The organism is Mesorhizobium sp. M8A.F.Ca.ET.207.01.1.1, assembly GCF_004794715.1.
Lineage (GTDB): Bacteria > Pseudomonadota > Alphaproteobacteria > Rhizobiales > Rhizobiaceae > Mesorhizobium.
Map to the genome: position 1 here is coordinate 78,240 of NZ_SRUS01000009.1, position 16,493 is coordinate 94,732.

The 16,493-nt window shown below is 63.9% G+C and carries 12 protein-coding genes; 1 reads left to right on the forward strand and 11 read right to left on the reverse strand.

Going from position 1 to position 16,493, the window contains the following annotated elements:
• Window positions 1–8: 8 nt before the first annotated feature.
• Entirely contained in the window at window positions 9–1,361 is a 1,353-nt protein-coding gene (locus tag EN850_RS24760) for a sugar ABC transporter permease (RefSeq protein WP_127277544.1), read from the reverse strand.
• A 141-nt stretch (window positions 1,362–1,502) separates the two neighbouring features.
• Entirely contained in the window at window positions 1,503–2,543 is a 1,041-nt protein-coding gene (gene xylF, locus EN850_RS24765; protein ID WP_127277547.1) for a D-xylose ABC transporter substrate-binding protein, read from the reverse strand.
• 264 nt (window positions 2,544–2,807) lie between these two features.
• Here xylF and EN850_RS24770 point away from each other — a divergent pair, with 264 nt between their 5' ends.
• Window positions 2,808–4,052 (forward strand): ROK family protein, encoded by a 1,245-nt coding sequence (locus EN850_RS24770; protein ID WP_135917184.1) that lies wholly within the window; start codon window positions 2,808–2,810, stop codon window positions 4,050–4,052.
• A gap of 265 nt (window positions 4,053–4,317) precedes the next feature.
• Here EN850_RS24770 and phoB read toward each other — a convergent pair whose 3' ends face one another.
• From phoB to EN850_RS24820, 9 genes are all read right to left on the reverse strand, one after another.
• Window positions 4,318–5,007 carry a phosphate regulon transcriptional regulator PhoB gene (gene phoB, locus EN850_RS24775; protein WP_032917568.1) on the reverse strand — a complete coding sequence of 230 codons (690 nt, stop codon included), beginning with the start codon at window positions 5,005–5,007 and terminating at the stop codon, window positions 4,318–4,320.
• Window positions 5,008–5,025: 18 nt separating this feature from the next.
• A complete protein-coding gene (gene phoU, locus EN850_RS24780) occupies window positions 5,026–5,733 on the reverse strand; it encodes a phosphate signaling complex protein PhoU (protein ID WP_127277552.1) in 708 nt (235 codons plus the stop codon).
• Between the two features lie 25 nt (window positions 5,734–5,758).
• The gene (gene pstB / locus EN850_RS24785; protein ID WP_127277554.1) at window positions 5,759–6,562 is read right to left on the reverse strand and encodes a phosphate ABC transporter ATP-binding protein PstB; all 804 of its coding nucleotides are present in this window, start codon (window positions 6,560–6,562) and stop codon (window positions 5,759–5,761) included.
• A complete protein-coding gene (pstA, locus tag EN850_RS24790) occupies window positions 6,559–7,410 on the reverse strand; it encodes a phosphate ABC transporter permease PstA (RefSeq protein ID WP_135863100.1) in 852 nt (283 codons plus the stop codon). Before pstA ends, pstB begins: the two co-directional genes overlap by 4 nt.
• A gap of 3 nt (window positions 7,411–7,413) precedes the next feature.
• Window positions 7,414–8,397 (reverse strand): phosphate ABC transporter permease subunit PstC, encoded by a 984-nt coding sequence (gene pstC / locus EN850_RS24795; protein ID WP_136092476.1) that lies wholly within the window; start codon window positions 8,395–8,397, stop codon window positions 7,414–7,416.
• A 66-nt stretch (window positions 8,398–8,463) separates the two neighbouring features.
• Window positions 8,464–9,519, reverse strand: a complete 1,056-nt coding sequence (pstS, locus tag EN850_RS24800) for a phosphate ABC transporter substrate-binding protein PstS (RefSeq protein WP_127277560.1) — start codon at window positions 9,517–9,519, stop codon at window positions 8,464–8,466.
• A 525-nt stretch (window positions 9,520–10,044) separates the two neighbouring features.
• Window positions 10,045–14,595: a PAS domain-containing protein gene (locus EN850_RS24805; RefSeq protein ID WP_189591223.1), complete on the reverse strand. Its 4,551-nt coding sequence runs from the start codon at window positions 14,593–14,595 to the stop codon at window positions 10,045–10,047.
• Window positions 14,596–15,179: 584 nt separating this feature from the next.
• The gene (locus EN850_RS24815; protein WP_136092477.1) at window positions 15,180–15,416 is read right to left on the reverse strand and encodes a hypothetical protein; all 237 of its coding nucleotides are present in this window, start codon (window positions 15,414–15,416) and stop codon (window positions 15,180–15,182) included.
• Between the two features lie 125 nt (window positions 15,417–15,541).
• Window positions 15,542–16,456: a DUF2865 domain-containing protein gene (locus tag EN850_RS24820; protein WP_127872068.1), complete on the reverse strand. Its 915-nt coding sequence runs from the start codon at window positions 16,454–16,456 to the stop codon at window positions 15,542–15,544.
• Between the last annotated feature and the right edge of the window lie 37 nt (window positions 16,457–16,493).

The window sequence follows — 16,493 nt, forward strand, 5'->3', positions numbered from 1 at the left end:
TCGTATCCCTAAACCCGCTTGCGATAGACGGTATCGAGCCACACCGCGATGACCAGCACGGCGCCGACGACGATGCTCTGCAGCGGCGAGTCGACGCCGAGCAGCACCATGCCCGACTGCAGCGACTGCATCAGCAATGCGCCGAGCATGGCGCCGATGATCGTTCCCGAGCCGCCGGCAAGCGACGTGCCGCCGATGACGGCCGCGGCAATGACGAGCAGCTCGTCCAATGTGCCAAGCACATTGGTGGAGGAGTTCTGCCGGGCCGACGAAATGGCGGCTGCGATCGTGGCCAGCACGCCCATGATCATGAACACCTTCATGGTGATCCAGCGCGTGTTGATGCCGGCGAGATTGGCCGCTTCCGGATTGCCGCCTATGGCAAAGACATAACGGCCGAAACGGGTGCGGTTGGTGATGAAGGTCATGACCAGGCCGACGGCGACCGCCATCAGCACCGGTATCGCGATGCCGTGGGCGATGAACAGGCCGCCCTCGGGTACGGTGATGTTGTTGGCGGCCGCGTAGCGGTTCACGATGCCGATCGGCCATGGATAGGAGTTGGCCAGCCAGACCGCGCCCATGATGACGGCGCAGGTGACGGCGCCGAGCAGCGTCTCGGCCCAGACCGGCCGCAGCGGGAAGCGGAAGCGCTTGCGCTGCACGCGCCCGTTGAACAGCGCGAACACGACGGCCAGGCAGGCGACGATGCCCACGACCCAGCTCCAGGTGGCGCCGATCGATCCGGCCGGGCCGCCGCCCATCAGCTGGAAGGTGGCGTCGAGCGGTGCCACCGTCTGGCCTGACGTGACCCACCAGGCGGCGCCGCGCCAGACCAGCAGGCCGCCCAGCGTGACGATGAAGGCCGGCACTTCGAGATAGGCAATGACGAAGCCCTGGAAGGCGCCGATCAAAAGGCCGAGCGCCAGGCCGATGACCAGAGCCAGGACCCAGATCCATGGGTTGCCGAGTTCAAGCCCCACGAACCGAACCAGGAAATGCACCTGCGCAAAACCCATGACCATGCCGATCAGGCCCTCGGCGGAACCGACGGACAGGTCGATGTTGCGCATGACGATGACCAGCACCATGCCACAAGCCATGATGGCGACCGCGGACGTCTGCACCGACAGGTTCCACAGATTGCGCGGCGTGAGAAACGTGCGGCTGTCGAAATCGAGCGGATTGACGCCGAGACGCAGGCTCGAAATCACATGCAGCGCGACCCAGATCAGCAGCAGGGCGCCGATCATGCCGAGCATGCGGGTGTCGATCTCGGTCGCCTTCAGGAACCGGGCGACCGCGCCGAGTTCCGAGGCGCGCGCGGTATCGGCCTGCGGGTTGGACGTCGTATCGGTCATGATTTCCTCCAACCGGCTGGCCGTCTACGCGGATGCCGAAGCCAGCCTAGAAGCTATCCGCGTGATGCGGAAACACAAATCTTTTTGAGAAAACGCCGCGGCTTTGGGCCGCGGCGCCTTCATTTCTTCAAGCGGTCAAACTCAGTTGCAGGCCGCAACGCTGCCGGCGGCGACGCCCGCGCAGACTTCGTCCTTCTTGATCCAGCCGGCGTCGATGACGAGGTTGAGATTATCCTTGGTGATGGCGACCGGGGTCAGGAACAGCGACTTGACGGTGTTGCCGCCAGGCGTCGTGAAGTCCTTCACGCCGGCGATGTCGGTCATCTTCTTGCCGTCGGCGAGCTGCGAGGCGATCTCGGCGGCGTTCTTGCCGAGTTCACGGGCGTCCTTCCACACCGACACGGTCTGGGTGCCGAGCGCGATGCGGTTGAGCGCGGCGTGGTCGCCGTCCTGGCCAGAGACCGGCACGGTGCCGGCGAGCCCCTGCGCCGTCAGCGCCGCGACGACGCCGCCGGCGGTGCCGTCATTGGCCGCGACCACCGCGTCGACCTTGTTGTCATTGGCGGTGAGGAACTGCTCCATGTTCTTCTGGGCGTTGGCGGGCAGCCAGCCGTCCGTATAGGCCTCGCCGACATTCTTGATCTTGCCCGAGTCGATGGCTTCCTTCAGCACTTCCATCGAGCCCGAGAACAGGAAGTCGGCATTCGGGTCGGCACCCGAGCCCTTGATGAAGACGTAGTTGCCTTCAGGCTTCACCTTGAACACTTCGCGGGCCTGCATGCGGCCGACTTCCTTGTTGTCGAAGGTCAGGTAGAAGACGTCCTTGTTTTCGATCAGGCGGTCATAGCCGACGACCGGAATGCCCTCGTCGAGCGCTTTCTGCACCGCCGGACCGATGGCCGAGGCATCCTGCGCCAGGATGATCAGCGAATTGGCGCCCTGCGAAATCAGGCTCTCGACATCGGTCAGCTGCTTGCCGGGATTGGACTGCGCATCGGCGGAAATGTACTTGTCGCCCGCGGCCTCGATCGCCTTCTTCATGGCGGCCTCGTCGGTCTTCCAGCGCTCTTCCTGGAAGTTGGACCAGGAAACGCCGATGACCTTGTCCTTCGCCTGCGCGACCGACACCAGTGTCAGCGACATGGCGACACCCGCCAGGATGGCGGCTGTGAATCTCTTCATGATATCCTCCCTGCGCCGCGTATGGCGCGACCAAACTGGCCCGAAGGCCGGCACAAAGGCTCTATTTTTTCGAGCCTCGAAAAAACACTGGTCCATCACCGGAACACTGTCAACATCGATTCTGATGGATTTTGAGGTGCCGGAAATTTTTTTTCGAGCCTCGCAATAAATAAATGACAGCACCGGCCGCTTCTGCCAGTGTTTGACCCTGTTGCCGGAGGTATTCGAGGGGGATCAAGAACCGCGGCAACCGGGAGGGAAAGCATGTCGGTGGGAATCCGCCACGACGATCTGCGCCGGCGCAACCGCGCAATGGTGATTGCAGCCGTGCGCCGGGATGGTCAGCCCTCGCGCACCGAGATCGCCGCCACCACTGGCCTCAGCCACTCGACCATATCGGCGATATCCGCCGACCTGATCGGCGAAGGTATCCTGACCGAAGGCAAGCCGAACGAGGCCGGCTCACTCAAACGCGGCCGGCCGCAGGTTGGCCTCGGCCTCAACCCCGAGGCCGCGGCTGTGATGACCGTGGTGCTGTCGCTGAATTTCCTATCCGTCGCCGTCATCGATTATGCCGGCCAGGTGGTCGCCGAGGAGCAGCGCCGGCTGGACACGCTGACCATGTCGCGCGAGGCGCTGATCGGCGAATGCACGGCAATAGTGCGCCGCCGCATCGAGGACCCCGATCTCGATGTCCGCAGTGTTGCCCGCATCGCGCTGGCGATCCAGGGCATCACCGACACCGAGGCGCGTGCCATGCTGTGGTCGCCGATCACGCCGCAGACGGACATTGCCTTCGCCGACATACTCGAAGCCGAATTCGGCATCCCCGCCACCATGGAGAACGACTGCAACATGATGGCGGTGGCGTTGCGCTGGCGCGACCCTCAACGCTACCGCGACGACTTCATCGCCATCCTGCTCTCGCACGGCATCGGCATGGGCCTGGTGCTCAAGGGCGAACTGTTCACCGGCACCCATTCATCGGGCGGCGAATTCGGCCACATGATCCATCGCCCGGGCGGCGCGCTCTGCCGTTGCGGGCGGCGCGGCTGCGTCGAGGCCTATGCCGGCAACTATGCCATCTGGCGTAATGCCAGGCAGCTTGGCGAGGACGCCGAACCGGTCGCCGATGTCAGCGACGCGCAGATGCGGACACTCGCCGCGACGGCAAGGGAGAAAGACGGACCGGAGCGCGAAGCGTATCGCAAGGCGGGCGAGGCGCTGGGCTATGGGCTGGGCAGCCTGTTCGCGCTGATCGACCCGGCGCCGGTCGCCATGGTCGGTGTCAGTGCCGCCGCCTTCGACCTGATCGAGCCGGCCTTGCGCGAGGCCATCGCCCAGACCGCCGGCGGCCAGCATTCGGAATCGATTTCCTTCGACACCGAGCCGAACGAACTGCCGCTCATCCGCGAAGGCTGCGCCATGCGCGCCTTGACCTTCGTCGACCAGGAGATTTTCGCGCCGGGCGTGCAGGCGAGAGGCAGTGCTGGGAAGAGCGTCGCCTGAGCGAACGCTCCGGTGAATCACCACCAATGCTGGAGGTTGGCCGAGCGCCCTCAAGGTCGTCATCCCTGGGCGGAGCAGCCGCGAAGCGGCGTCGCGGAGACCCTGGGATCCATGCCGTGACCTCGATCGTAGAGTGCAACGGCGCAGAATTCTGCACTGCGGCGACGCGTCGAGGTCCCGGCACGGATCCTCGGGTCTGCGCCGCGTCGCTTCGCTCCTTGCTCCGCTCGTGGATGACGAAGTCAGGGGCGTAGCCGCCCTCGACCTAGTCTTCCCTGATCGCGTAGCCCGCCCCGCGGATGGTGCGGATGACGTCGGGCATGCGGCCATTGTTGACCGCCTTGCGCAGCCGGCCGACATGCACGTCCACCGTGCGCTCGTCGATATAGATCGTCTCGCCCCAGACATTGTCGAGCAACTGGCTGCGCGAGAACACCCGGCCGGGATGGCGCATCATGAATTCGAGCAGCCGGAACTCGGTCGGTCCGAGCCGGATTTCGCTCTTCTTGCGATAGACCCGGTGCGATTCACGGTCGAGCACGATGTCGCCGACCTTGAGCACGCTGGACAGCACTTCCGGCTTGGCGCGACGCAGCAGCGCCTTGACCCGGGCCATGAATTCCGGCGTCGAGAACGGCTTGACCAGATAGTCGTCGGCGCCGGTCGAAAGGCCACGCACGCGGTCGCTCTCCTCACCGCGCGCCGTCAGCATGATGATCGGCAACCTCTCGGTCTCGGGCCGCATTCGCAGGCGCCGACAGAGTTCGATGCCGGAAACAGCCGGCACCATCCAGTCGAGCACCAGGAGGTCGGGCACATTCTCCTGGAGGCGGATCTCGGCTTCGTCGCCGCGCGGCACCACCTCGACCTGGTAGCCTTCCGATTCCAGATTGTAGCGGAGGAGCACGCCGAGCGGCTCCTCGTCCTCCACCACCATGATGCGTGGCGCGATCATTGGCAGATCATCCTATCGTCAAGCCGCCGGCGCCGACATCGCCGTCTCGTCCTGCTTCGGACGATTGGCGGGCAGTTGCGTTCCGGTCAGCACATAATACGCATTCTCGGCGATGTTGGTCACATGGTCGCCGATGCGCTCGAGATTCTTGGCGCAGAACAAGAGATGCGTGCAAGCCGTGATGTTGCGCGGATCCTCCATCATGTAGGTCAGCAGTTCGCGGAACACCGAGGTGTATTTGACGTCGATGCGTTCGTCGTCATTCCTGAGCTTGGCGAGGGCGGCGGCATCGCCGGCCGCATATTCCTCGACCACGCCCTGCACCTGGATCAGCACCAGCTGCGCCATGGAATCGATCGAGTGCGACAGGTCGCGCGGCGTGGCGGTGAGGCCGACGGAACCGACACGCTTGGCGATGTTCTTGGCAAGGTCGCCGATGCGCTCGAGGTCGCCCGCCATGCGGATCGAGCCGACGACATGACGCAGATCGTCGGCCATCGGCTGGCGCTTGGCGATCAGGGTGATGGCGCGGTCGTCGAGTTCGCGCTGGCGCGCATCCATGATGGCGTCGTCGGAGACGACGCGCTGTGCCAGCGCGTTGTCGGAATTCAGCAGAGCCTTGGTGGCGCCGCCGACCATCGTGCCGGCGAGATCGCCCATGTCGCTGATCAGCCTGCTGATCTGTCCGAGATCCTCATCGAAGGCTGCGACTGTGTGTTCGGCCATGATCCTGGTCCTCGTATGCGTGATATCAGCCGAAGCGGCCGGTGATGTAGTCCTGCGTGCGCTTCTCGCGAGGCGACGTGAAGATCTTCTCGGTCTTGTCGAATTCGACCAGTTCGCCCAGATACATGAACGCCGTCTGGCGCGACACGCGCGCCGCCTGCTGCATGTTGTGGGTGACGATGACGATCGTGTAGTCGGCCTGCAGCTCGTCGATCAGTTCCTCGATCTTGGCGGTCGACAGCGGATCGAGCGCCGAGGCTGGTTCGTCGAGCAGGATGACTTCCGGCTTCACCGCCACGGTGCGGGCGATGCAAAGACGCTGCTGCTGGCCGCCCGACAGGCTGAGGCCGCTGGCGTTGAGCTTGTCCTTGACCTCGGTCCACAATGCCGCGCGCTTCAGCGCCTGTTCGACACGGCCGTCCATCTCGGACTTGCTGATCTTCTCGTAGAGACGGACGCCGAAAGCGATGTTCTCGTAGATCGACATCGGGAACGGCGTCGGCTTCTGGAACACCATGCCGATCTTGGTGCGCAGGAGATTGAGATCCTGCGAGCGGTCGAGGATGTTCTGGCCGTCGAGCAGCACCTGGCCGTCGGCGCTCTGCTTCGGGTAGAGCTCGTAGATGCGGTTGAAGACGCGCAGCAGCGTCGACTTCCCGCAGCCCGACGGGCCGATGAAGGCGGTGACGCTGCGCTCGGGCAGCGACAGGCTGATATCCTTCAACGCCTTCGACTGGCCGTAGTAGAAGTTGAGGTTCTTGACCTCGATCTTGGCCTTATCCACGGCCACTTCGGGCGTGTTCAACTCGGTGGACAACATCGGTTTCATCTGTCCTCTCTGCGTCCGGTAAGGCTGCGGGCGAAAATGCTCAGGCCGAGAACCGTCAGGGTGATTATGAGTGCGCCGGTCCATGCCAGTTGCTGCCATTCCTCATAGGGGCTGAGAGCGAACTGGAAGATGGTGACAGGCAGGCTGGCCATCGGCGCGTTGAGATTGCTCGACCAGAACTGGTTGTTGAGCGCGGTGAAGAGCAGCGGCGCCGTCTCGCCGGAGATGCGGGCGATGGCGAGCAATATGCCGGTGACGATGCCGGAGAGCGCGGCGCGGTAAGCGACAGATTTGATGACCACCCAGCGCGGCGCGCCGATCGCGGTGCCGGCTTCACGCAGCGCGTTCGGCACCAGGTTGAGCATGTCCTCGGTGGTGCGCACCACGACCGGAATGACCAGGATGGCCAGCGCAACGGCGCCGGCAATGGCGGAGAAATGTCCCATCGGCCGCACCATCAGCTCGTAGACGAACAGGCCGATGATGATCGATGGCGCCGACAACAGGATATCGTTGATGAAGCGCACGATGGTGGTGAGCTTGGAGAAGCGGCCGTATTCGGCCATGTAGGTACCGGCGAGCACGCCGATCGGCGTGCCGACGATCACGGCGATGATCGTCATCACCACGCTGCCGTAGATGGCATTGAGCAGGCCGCCGGCGTCGCCGGGCGGAGGCGTCATTTCGGTGAACACGGCCAGCGAGACGCCGGACAGGCCCTTGTAGAGCAGCGCGCCGAGGATAAGCGCCAGCCAGGCGAGGCCAATGCCGGCGGCGACGACGCACAGCGTCATCATCACGCCATTCTTGCGCTTGCGGCTTTGGTGAAGCGATGCGGCTGTCGACATCGGTCAGGCTCCCGTACGGGCGTCGATGCGCATCAGCATGTAGCGTGCGATGGCAAGGATGAGGAAGGTGATGACGAACAGGATCAGGCCGAGCGCCACCAGCGAGGAGGTGTAGAGATCGCCAACGGCTTCGGTGAATTCGTTGGCGATGGTTGCCGAGATCGTCGTGGCGGGCGCGAACAGCGAAGTCGAGATGCGGTGCGCGTTGCCGATGACGAAAGTGACGGCCATCGTTTCGCCGAGCGCACGGCCAAGGGCGAGCATGACGCCGCCCATGATACCGATCCGGGTATAGGGAATGACCACGCGCCGCGTCACTTCCCAGGTCGTGCAACCGATGCCGTAGGCCGACTCTTTCAGCACCGACGGCACCGTGTCGAACACGTCCTTGGTGATCGAGGTGATGAAAGGCAGGATCATGATGGCGAGGATCATCGCCGAGGTGAGCAGGCCGATACCATAGGGCGGGCCGGCAAACAGATTGTTGAGCCCGGGAACACCATGGAACAGCCAGATGATAAAGGGTTGCACCGTCGTCTGCAGGAACGGTGCCAGCACGAACAGGCCCCAGATGCCGTAGATGATCGAGGGGATGCCGGCGAGCAGTTCGACCGCCATGCCAATCGGGCGCCGCAATGCGCGCGGGCAAAGTTCGGTGAGAAAGATCGCGATGCCAATGCCGAGCGGCACGGCAATCAGGATGGCGATGGCGGATGTGATGATGGTGCCGTAGATGGGCGCCAGCGCACCGAATTTCTCGGTCACCGGGTTCCAGCTTTCCGTGGTCAGAAAGGAAAAGCCGAAGGTCGAGAGCGCTTGCCAGGAACCGGCAAACAACGAGATGGCGACGCCGCCAAGCAGGACCAGAACCAGGATCGCGGCGGCACGGGTCGCCGCATGGAAGATCGTGTCCGTCAGCGCGAAACGTTTGACGATGGCATCGCGCGAGCCCTTGATGGCTGGCAAGGCTTCCTGGACAGCACTCATGTCAAGCTCGGCTCTTTGTGTTGAGAAAAAGGAGCGCCGCGTAAAGCGGCGCTCCTTCGGGTGATGTTACTCGCCAGCGTAGACCGGCTTGCCGCCGGCCTGGATGTCGGCCTTCCACGAAGCCTTGATCAGGTCGACGACGCTGTCGGGGATCGACACGTAGTCGAGCGCCTTGGCGGTTTCCTTGCCGTCCTTGTAGGCCCAGGCAAAGAACTTCAGCGCTTCGCCGGTGGCGGCGGCATCGTCCGGAGCCTTGTGGATCAGCACCCAGGTCGAGGCGGCGATCGGCCAGGTGGCGTCGCCGGGCTCGTTGGTGATGATGACGTTGAAGTTCTTGGCAGTCTTGAAGTCGGCATTCGAAGCGGCGGCGCCGAAGGATTCGAGCGACGGCTCGACGACCTTGCCGGCTGCATTCAGCATCTTGGAGTAGGACAGCTTGTTCTGCTTGGCATAGGCATATTCGACGTAGCCGATGCCGCCGTCGGTCTGCTTGACGGTGTTGGCAACGCCTTCGCTGCCCTTGGCGCCGACGCCGGTCGGCCATTCGACGGCCGTGTCCGAACCAACCTTGTCCTTCCAGTCGGGCGAGAGCTTCACGAGGTAGTCGGTGAAGTTGAAGGTGGTGCCCGAGCCGTCCGAACGATGCACGACGGCGATCGCGGTCGACGGCAGGGTGAGCGAGGGGTTCAGCGCCTTGATCGCGGCGTCATCCCAGGTGGTGATGGCGCCGAGATAGATCTGGGCCAGCGTCTTGCCGTCGAGGACGAGTTCGCCCGGCTTGATGCCCGTGAGGTTGACGATCGGCACGATGCCGCCCATCACCATCGGGAACTGCACGAGGCCGTTCTTTTCCAGATCGGCGTCGGACATCGGCTTGTCGGTGGCGCCGAAGGTCACGGTCTTGGCGATGACCTGCTTGATGCCGCCGCCCGAGCCGATCGACTGATAGTTGAGGCCGATGCCGGTGTCCTTCTTGTAGGTGTCGGCCCATTTGGCGAACACCGGATAGATGAAGGTCGAGCCGGCGCCGGAAAGGTCAGCTGCCATTGCTGCGGAAAGGGTGAGGGTGGACGCCGCAGCCATTGCAATCGCAACGGCCGCCGAGCGGATGAAATGTCTCATGTGGCCTGCTCCTGTTCGGAAGATGGTCTCTCGGCGCCATTTCCTCCGGCGCCCGCTGAGGCCAATAGCCTTCGATTATAACAGTCGCATGACAGTTTCGTGTCAGCCCGGTAACGCGTCGCCCGCACCGGGAAAGGCGCTGATGCCCGGCGCTCGCGGCCCGGTCCGGGTTTACCGCCGGAATCAGGGGCTTGAGCCGACCGGCGGCTGGAATCACCCGGGATTCGACCGAGCTTTCCCACGTGAATAAAATCCGGACGGGAGCGCGTTGCTCGCAGCCAGAGCGTGTCATGGCCGGGCCATCGCCAAAAACAGGTCCGTTGGGGTAGGTGACGCTGTTTCTTGCAGGCGGTCGCTGCTCCCGCCCGTAACCGAGAAGAGCGGAATTCGATTTTGCTATTGTTCCGGCTGGAGACGGTCTTTGATATGGCGCGATCGCACCATAGTCACTGCACGCAGGGGTAGCGGCAAATCCCCTGCTGATTCCCTGCCTCGCCGGATCCTGAAATCGGGGCGACGCGGGTGCTATCCCGCGTTGCGATGGACCTGACGGCCGGCGCCGACCCAGCGCTCGACCTTCTCGAGCAAGGCCCTTGGGCTGATAGGCTTGGGCAGATAGTCGTCCATGCCCGCCTCCATGCAGCGTTCGCGGTCGCCCTTGAGCGCATGCGCGGTGACGCCGACGATCGGCACATGCGTGCCGGTTTCCTGCTCCAGCAGGCGGATCGCGGCCGTCGCTTCGAGACCGCTCATCTCAGGCATCGAGACATCCATCAGGATCATGCACGGATTGAGCGTGCGGAAAGCGTCGAGCGCCTTGCGGCCATTGCCGACGATCTCGAAACCATAGCCGGTCTCGCCGAGGATCTGGGTGAAGACCATCTGGTTCACCTCATTGTCCTCGGCCACGAGGATATCCAGCCTATGCCCGCCGACCGGGGCAGGCGGCCTGGGACGAACCGGTGGCGGCTGCAGCTGCGCGCGCTGCTCGGCTACCGCCAGAGACGACCGCAGGGCAACCTCGAGCACCTCGCCCGCTGGCGGCTGAACGGCGTGGCCGCTGGTGGTGTGGCGATGGCGCTGGATGGTCGCGACCAGCGTCTCCAGGAGCGCCGAGGAGCGTGCCGGCTTGATCAATTGCGCGTCGATGCCAAGATCGCGGTAGCTGGTGTTGGCAAGCGACTGGTCGACCGAGGTCAGCATGATGATCGGCGTGTCCGCGAGGCCCTCGGTATTGCGCACGATGCGCGCCATTTCGGCGCCGGTCATCTCGGGCATCTGGTAGTCGAGCACCACGCAGTCGACCGCCACGCCATAAGCTGCCGCGGCGATCAGCACCTTGAGGCCTTCGGCGCCGCTTTCGGCAGCGCAGGAATCGAACGTCCAAGAGGTCATCTGCTCGGTCAGGATGGCGCGGTTGACGGCATTATCGTCGACGATCAGCACGCGTGCGCCGGTCACGTCCACCGGCGTGATGCGCTGCCCGTTCTGCTGCCCGGCCCCGGGCAGCGTCACCGTGAACCAGAAGGTCGATCCCTTGCCCTCGGCGCTCTCGACGCCGATGTCGCCGCCCATCAGGTCGACCAGCCGCGAGGTAATGGCAAGGCCAAGGCCGGTGCCTTCGTGGCGCCTCGTCGACGACGTGTCGACCTGGCTGAATTTCTCGAACACCAGTTTCAGCTTTTCCTCGGGGATGCCGATGCCGGTGTCGGTGACCGAGATCGTCAGCCTGGTTCCCGTCGGAACCCGTTCTCCGGTCACGTCGACCAGCACATGGCCTTCATCGGTGAACTTCACCGCGTTGCCGAGCAGGTTGGTGACGATTTGCCGGATGCGGCCGACATCGCCGATGAACAGCCTTTCGAGCCGCGGCTCGATACGCACGATGAGCTCGAGGTCCTTTTCCTTGGCCCGCGTCGACACCAGCGTCGCCACGTCCTCGATCGCCTCGGCGAGATTGAAGGGCGCCGGATCGAGCACCAGCTGGCCGGCATCGATCTTGGAGAAATCCAGGATGTCGTTGATGATGGTCAGGAGCGCGTTGCCCGATTTGACGATGATGTCGGTGAACGTCTTCTGCTTCAGATCGAGATTGGATTTGGCCAGGAGTTCAGCCATGCCCAGCACGCCATTCATCGGCGTGCGGATTTCGTGGCTCATATTGGCGAGGAATTCCGACTTGGCGCGGTCGGCGAGCACGGCGCGCTGGCGTGCCTCGCTGAGCTCCGCTTCGCGTTGCTTGAGCTCCGTAATGTCGGTAGTGGAACCGATCAGGTAGAGCGAACCGTCGGAGGCGATCATTGCGCCCTTGCGGGCGAACTGATGCCTGACGCTGCCGTCGGGAAGGCGAACCGTCTCCTGGATCTCCTGGGTCTCGCCGGTACGCAGCACGGCGAGATCGCTGGCCACGAAGGCCTCGCCATCCGGCCCGAATATCTCGACGTCGGTCTTGCCGATCGCCTCCTGCTTGCTGAAGCCGGTGAGGTCGCACCAGCCCTTGTTGACATAGAATTGCCGGAGGTCGGAGCGCTTGGCGTAGATCGACACCGGTACGTTGTCGATAAGGCTGCGGAACACCTCGTTCTCGCGCATGCTCTCTTCCAGGGCTTGCTCGCGTGCCTTGACGTCGGTGATATCGGTGCTGGAGCCCACGAGATGCACCGATCCGTCGGTGGCCACAAGGCGGCTCTTGCGCGTCATCAACTGCCGCACCGTACCGTCACGATGGGTAACGGGCTCCTCGACCTCGCGCACATTGCCGTTCGTCACGACATCGGTGTCGTCGTGGCTGAAGCCCTCCGCTTCCTCGCCGCTGAACAGCTGGCGGTCGGTCCGGCCGATGACATCGTCCTTGGTGAGACCGGTTAGCGCGCACCACGCCTTGTTGACGAATTCGATGCTCAGGTCCTGCGCCTTGATGAAGGCGGCCACCGGCAACTCGTCCATGACGTGGCGGAAGAGATCGATCTGGCGCATCGAGTCACGAAGCGCCGCCTCGCGGCTCTTCAGGTCGGTGATGTCGACGCGCACGCCGATGAACGTGCCGTCGCCGGTGCGCATGTCATAGACCTGGTACCAGCGCCCATCCGCATTGAGGCGCTCATAGGAGGAATTGGGCAGACGGTACCGCGCCAGGATGCGGTCGAGCCAGCGTTCGGGGTCGACTTCGTACAGGCTGTCGATCCCAGGATCGCCGCTCGAACGGAAATAGCCGACCGAATGGCCGAACTCCAGCGCTTCGCGGAAGGTGCGGCCGGGCTGCCAGAAGGGCTTCAACGCCGGCAGCGTATCCTGCAGCCTGTGGTTGGCGAAGACGAACTTGTCGTCCCGGTCGTAGATGATAACGCCGGCCGGCAGCGATTCCAGCACGTTGGCGAGATGCTTGCGCGCATCTTCGGCTTCGGTCTCGCGCCGCTTCATGTCGGAAATGTCGAAGAGAAAGCCGGCGACATAGTCGCGGCCGCTTGCCACGCGGACGCGATTCTTCCTGACGATGCGCGAACGGCCGGCGCCGCCGGCCTCGAAGCTTTCTTCCACTTCGTATTGCTGTCCGCTGGCCAGCACCTCGCGTTCGCTGCTTTCGAACAGCGCGACCTGGTCCGGCCCGAGGAAATCGCTTCCCGGCCTGCCAAGCATGGCTTGCGGCGCCTGCTTGAACAGCGCCGCGAAGGCCTCGTTGACGAAGACGAAGCGCAGATTGTCGTCCTTGACGAAGATCGGATCCTTGACGCCGTTGATCACCGCTTCCGCCAGCCGCGCCTTTTCCAGCGCTTCGGCGAGTTCGGCCTCGCGATCCTTCATGTCGGTGACATCGACATAGGAAATGAACCGCTTGCCGCCGGCCAGCGGCGCCATCGACGAGATCAGCGTCCGGCCGTCATTGCGCGGGAACTGCCGCGATCCGGCTATGCCGGCCCTGATTTCAGCCTCGCGCTCGGCCACATGCCGCTGCCATGTCGCGTCGTCCGAACCATACGGGTCGATGTCGCGGCTCGCGTCCATCAGCTCGCGGAAGCTGCAGCCGGTCTCGGCGCGCCGGGCGTCGATCTGCCAGAAATCGTAAAAGGCGCGGTTGATGACCTCGGCACGCATGTCGGCGTCGAGGACGAGAACACCGATCGGCATCTGATCGACCATGGTGCGCAGATTGGCGAAAGTCTCGGCGATCTTGGCGTTGGCATTCTCGATCTCGGCGTCACGCCGCTTGACCTCGGTGACCTCATAGTAGGTCAACAGGCGTTTGCCTCCCGATAGAGCCGTGACGGAGAACATCATGGTCCGCCCGTCGGCGTGGGCAAACTCCCGAGGCGCGACGGTACCGGCCCTGATCTCCTCGACGCGGGTGGCGAGGTAGCGCTGCCATTGCTTCTCGTCGATGTCGCCATAGATGCCGTTGCGGCGGTTGAGTTCCATCAACAGGCTGAACGGCGCGCCGACGGTCACGGCCCCATCCGGAATCCTGGAGAGATCGCGATAGGCTTTGTTGACGATCAGTGTGTCGAGCCTGGCGTCCAGAAGCACGACGCCCATATGCATGGCGTCCATCGTCCGCTCGAGATCGGCAAGATGCCGGACTGGCTCGCCGCCAACCGGCGGTTCCATGCCCTCGAAGGCGCTGGCCAGCGCGGTGACGTTGCGGCCCATGCCGCGATAGCCGGCAAATTTTCCGTCGCCGTCGAAACGCGGGAAGCCTGAAGTCAGCACCCAGCGGCAGTCGGGGCGGCCGCCCTTCAGTTCGTAGACGAAGTCGCGGAACGGCCGGTGCGCCTGCAAATCCTCCAGATGGCCTGCCGCGCTGCGGTTGCCCTTCAGGACCTGATTGAGAAAATCGAAGCGGAACCGGCCAAGCACGTCAGCCGGATCGATACCCGTCGCCGCCTGGTAGCCTTGTGAGAGCCAGCAAAAGCGCAGTTCCGCATCGGTTTCCCAGGTCCAGTCCGAAGCCGCGTCGACGAGTTGGCGCAGCACGTCGGCGCCATCCATGTCGACGCCGGATGATCCGTCGCCGCCATGCGCGGCGGCTTTGCCGGGGTCGCGCTTGCCGCGCGCGCCGATTGTTTCGTCCACTTCCGCCATGCTGTCCCCACCCCGAAAATCAAGGCCGAACCCTCCCTCCGCGGTTCGTCGGCGGAATGTGCCGCAGAAGCATTAACGATCCGCTAACCTTAACGGCGCAACCGGCCTGTTCCTGCTGCGTTATTCCGTCCGGTTGTGGCGTGGAGCAAGGCCGCGCTATAAGCATGCGCAGGGGTGGTGCTAATGTATGGACGGATAGGGCCTTTCTTGCTGGGCGTGGCGCTGCTTTTCGGCGGCGGCTGCTCGCGCAGCTATGACGGCACGGTCATTATCCCACGACCGCTCGACGCCAGGCGGATCTGGGACCGGCCGCCGCCCAATATCGACTACCAGCCTCAGGTCGGCACTGGCGCCTTTCCGGGACCGCCCCAGCAACCCGGGCGGGTTTCCGACCGCAGAGCCAAGCCTGCCGTGCACAGGCGGTATCAGACCAAGGTATCACCGCCGCCTCCGCAGTCATCGGACTCCGAAAAACAATTGGCATGCAGGAACGTGAGCGCACCCGGCCAAAGGGTTCGCATGGTCTGCGAGTAGGACGGCTCTGCGCTTGACAGGATCGCCGAGCTGCTCCGGCGAACAGGATCCTACAGCGATGCCGTGCCCTTCCTCGGTTCCTTGGCCCCGAGTTTGTCGAGCGCTAGCCGAACCTGGCGCAGATCGTCCTGCCAGCCGTCATCGTCGCCCATTGGCCCCTCCGACGCCGCCCGCTGCAGTCCGCGCGCCTCGGGTTCGATCTTGCGCAATTCGGCGATCTTCTGGTCGGTAGTCAGGGAGCCGTCTTCGACGATCTCCAGGACCCTCATTTCCCTAGACGTGGCCATGGCGTTTCTCCTGCCCGATACCGACCTCAACGCCGGGAACAGGTCCATGTTCCAGCCGGATCCTGGTTCCTGCGGGCAAACGACAGGCTCACCGAAGACGGCCGTTCCCGCGAAAACGCTCGTGGTCACTCAGCCGGGAAGAAGGCGGGGCCGACCACACGCACGGTCCGCTTGCCGGCCTCGATCGACTGCAGCTGGGCGGCACCCGGAGCCTCGCTGTCGGAGTCTGGAATTGCCGCGACGCTGCCGAGGTCCGGCTTTGCCTGAGGCAAAGGGATAATGGCATTGGTCATGTTCGTGGGCGTCACCGTCCTGGCCCTCAGTTCGGCAACCCGCTGATAGTAACGCTTGACGTCACAGGCCTTGAAATTGGCATCGTCACGATACCGGAAAGCGGCCGGCAACTCGGTGTATGGTTTGCGCGTGTCGAGCGCCACCATGCTGTCGGTTTCCTGGCTGACATCGCTCAGCGTGTAGAGATCGACCGCCGCATCGTCGCAGATGTAGCGGCATTGATCGGCCATTTCCTTGAGATCGCCGCTGCCGGCGAATTGCGACTTTGGCGCGGGGAAGAAATATCCATCCGACAGGCGAACGCAAAACAGCATCGCATTGCCGCCGACCATGGTCCCGGCCGCTGCCGTCGCGGATTGGGCCCTCTGCGCCGGGCGCTCCTGCTTCGCTCCCGATGAACAGCCGAGCGCCGCGAACCGTGCCCGCAGGCTCGAATTGTCCCTACCGGAATTGGAAGCAGCCGCGATCTGGCGCTGCACCTCCGTCCGGTTTCGAGCCAGGTCGGCGCAAGCGTTGAAGAAGCCGCCCGCGGCACTTTGCGCGGTGCATCTGCGCTGCTTCTCCAGGCCCTGGATTGCCGCGAGCTGGCGACGAAGCTGAGCCAGTGCCGGGCTCACACCTCCGCCAGCTGACAGCAACTGACTTCTGATCGCACCACAACTGTCCGCGTAGGAAGATGTCGTGCCAAGCGTAGACGCGGCGACCGTTACCAGCGCGATCATCATGAAAAGGTAGAAACGGGTCATCTGAACGCCATGATCCTTCTTGCCGATAGTCCGGAAC

Excerpts from the sequence above, each read along its gene's own strand:
- EN850_RS24820 (WP_127872068.1), bottom strand. The coding sequence starts at position 16,456 with ATGACCCGTTTCTACCTTTTCATGATGATCGCGCTGGTAACGGTCGCC.
- pstA (WP_135863100.1), bottom strand. The coding sequence starts at position 7,410 with ATGTCGACAGCCGCATCGCTTCACCAAAGCCGCAAGCGCAAGAATGGC.
- pstC (WP_136092476.1), bottom strand. The coding sequence starts at position 8,397 with ATGAGTGCTGTCCAGGAAGCCTTGCCAGCCATCAAGGGCTCGCGCGAT.
- pstS (WP_127277560.1), bottom strand. The coding sequence starts at position 9,519 with ATGAGACATTTCATCCGCTCGGCGGCCGTTGCGATTGCAATGGCTGCG.
- xylF (WP_127277547.1), bottom strand. The coding sequence starts at position 2,543 with ATGAAGAGATTCACAGCCGCCATCCTGGCGGGTGTCGCCATGTCGCTG.
- phoB (WP_032917568.1), bottom strand. The coding sequence starts at position 5,007 with ATGATCGCGCCACGCATCATGGTGGTGGAGGACGAGGAGCCGCTCGGC.
- EN850_RS24760 (WP_127277544.1), bottom strand. The coding sequence starts at position 1,361 with ATGACCGATACGACGTCCAACCCGCAGGCCGATACCGCGCGCGCCTCG.
- EN850_RS24770 (WP_135917184.1), top strand. The coding sequence starts at position 2,808 with ATGTCGGTGGGAATCCGCCACGACGATCTGCGCCGGCGCAACCGCGCA.
- EN850_RS24805 (WP_189591223.1), bottom strand. The coding sequence starts at position 14,595 with ATGGCGGAAGTGGACGAAACAATCGGCGCGCGCGGCAAGCGCGACCCC.
- phoU (WP_127277552.1), bottom strand. The coding sequence starts at position 5,733 with ATGGCCGAACACACAGTCGCAGCCTTCGATGAGGATCTCGGACAGATC.
- pstB (WP_127277554.1), bottom strand. The coding sequence starts at position 6,562 with ATGAAACCGATGTTGTCCACCGAGTTGAACACGCCCGAAGTGGCCGTG.
- EN850_RS24815 (WP_136092477.1), bottom strand. The coding sequence starts at position 15,416 with ATGGCCACGTCTAGGGAAATGAGGGTCCTGGAGATCGTCGAAGACGGC.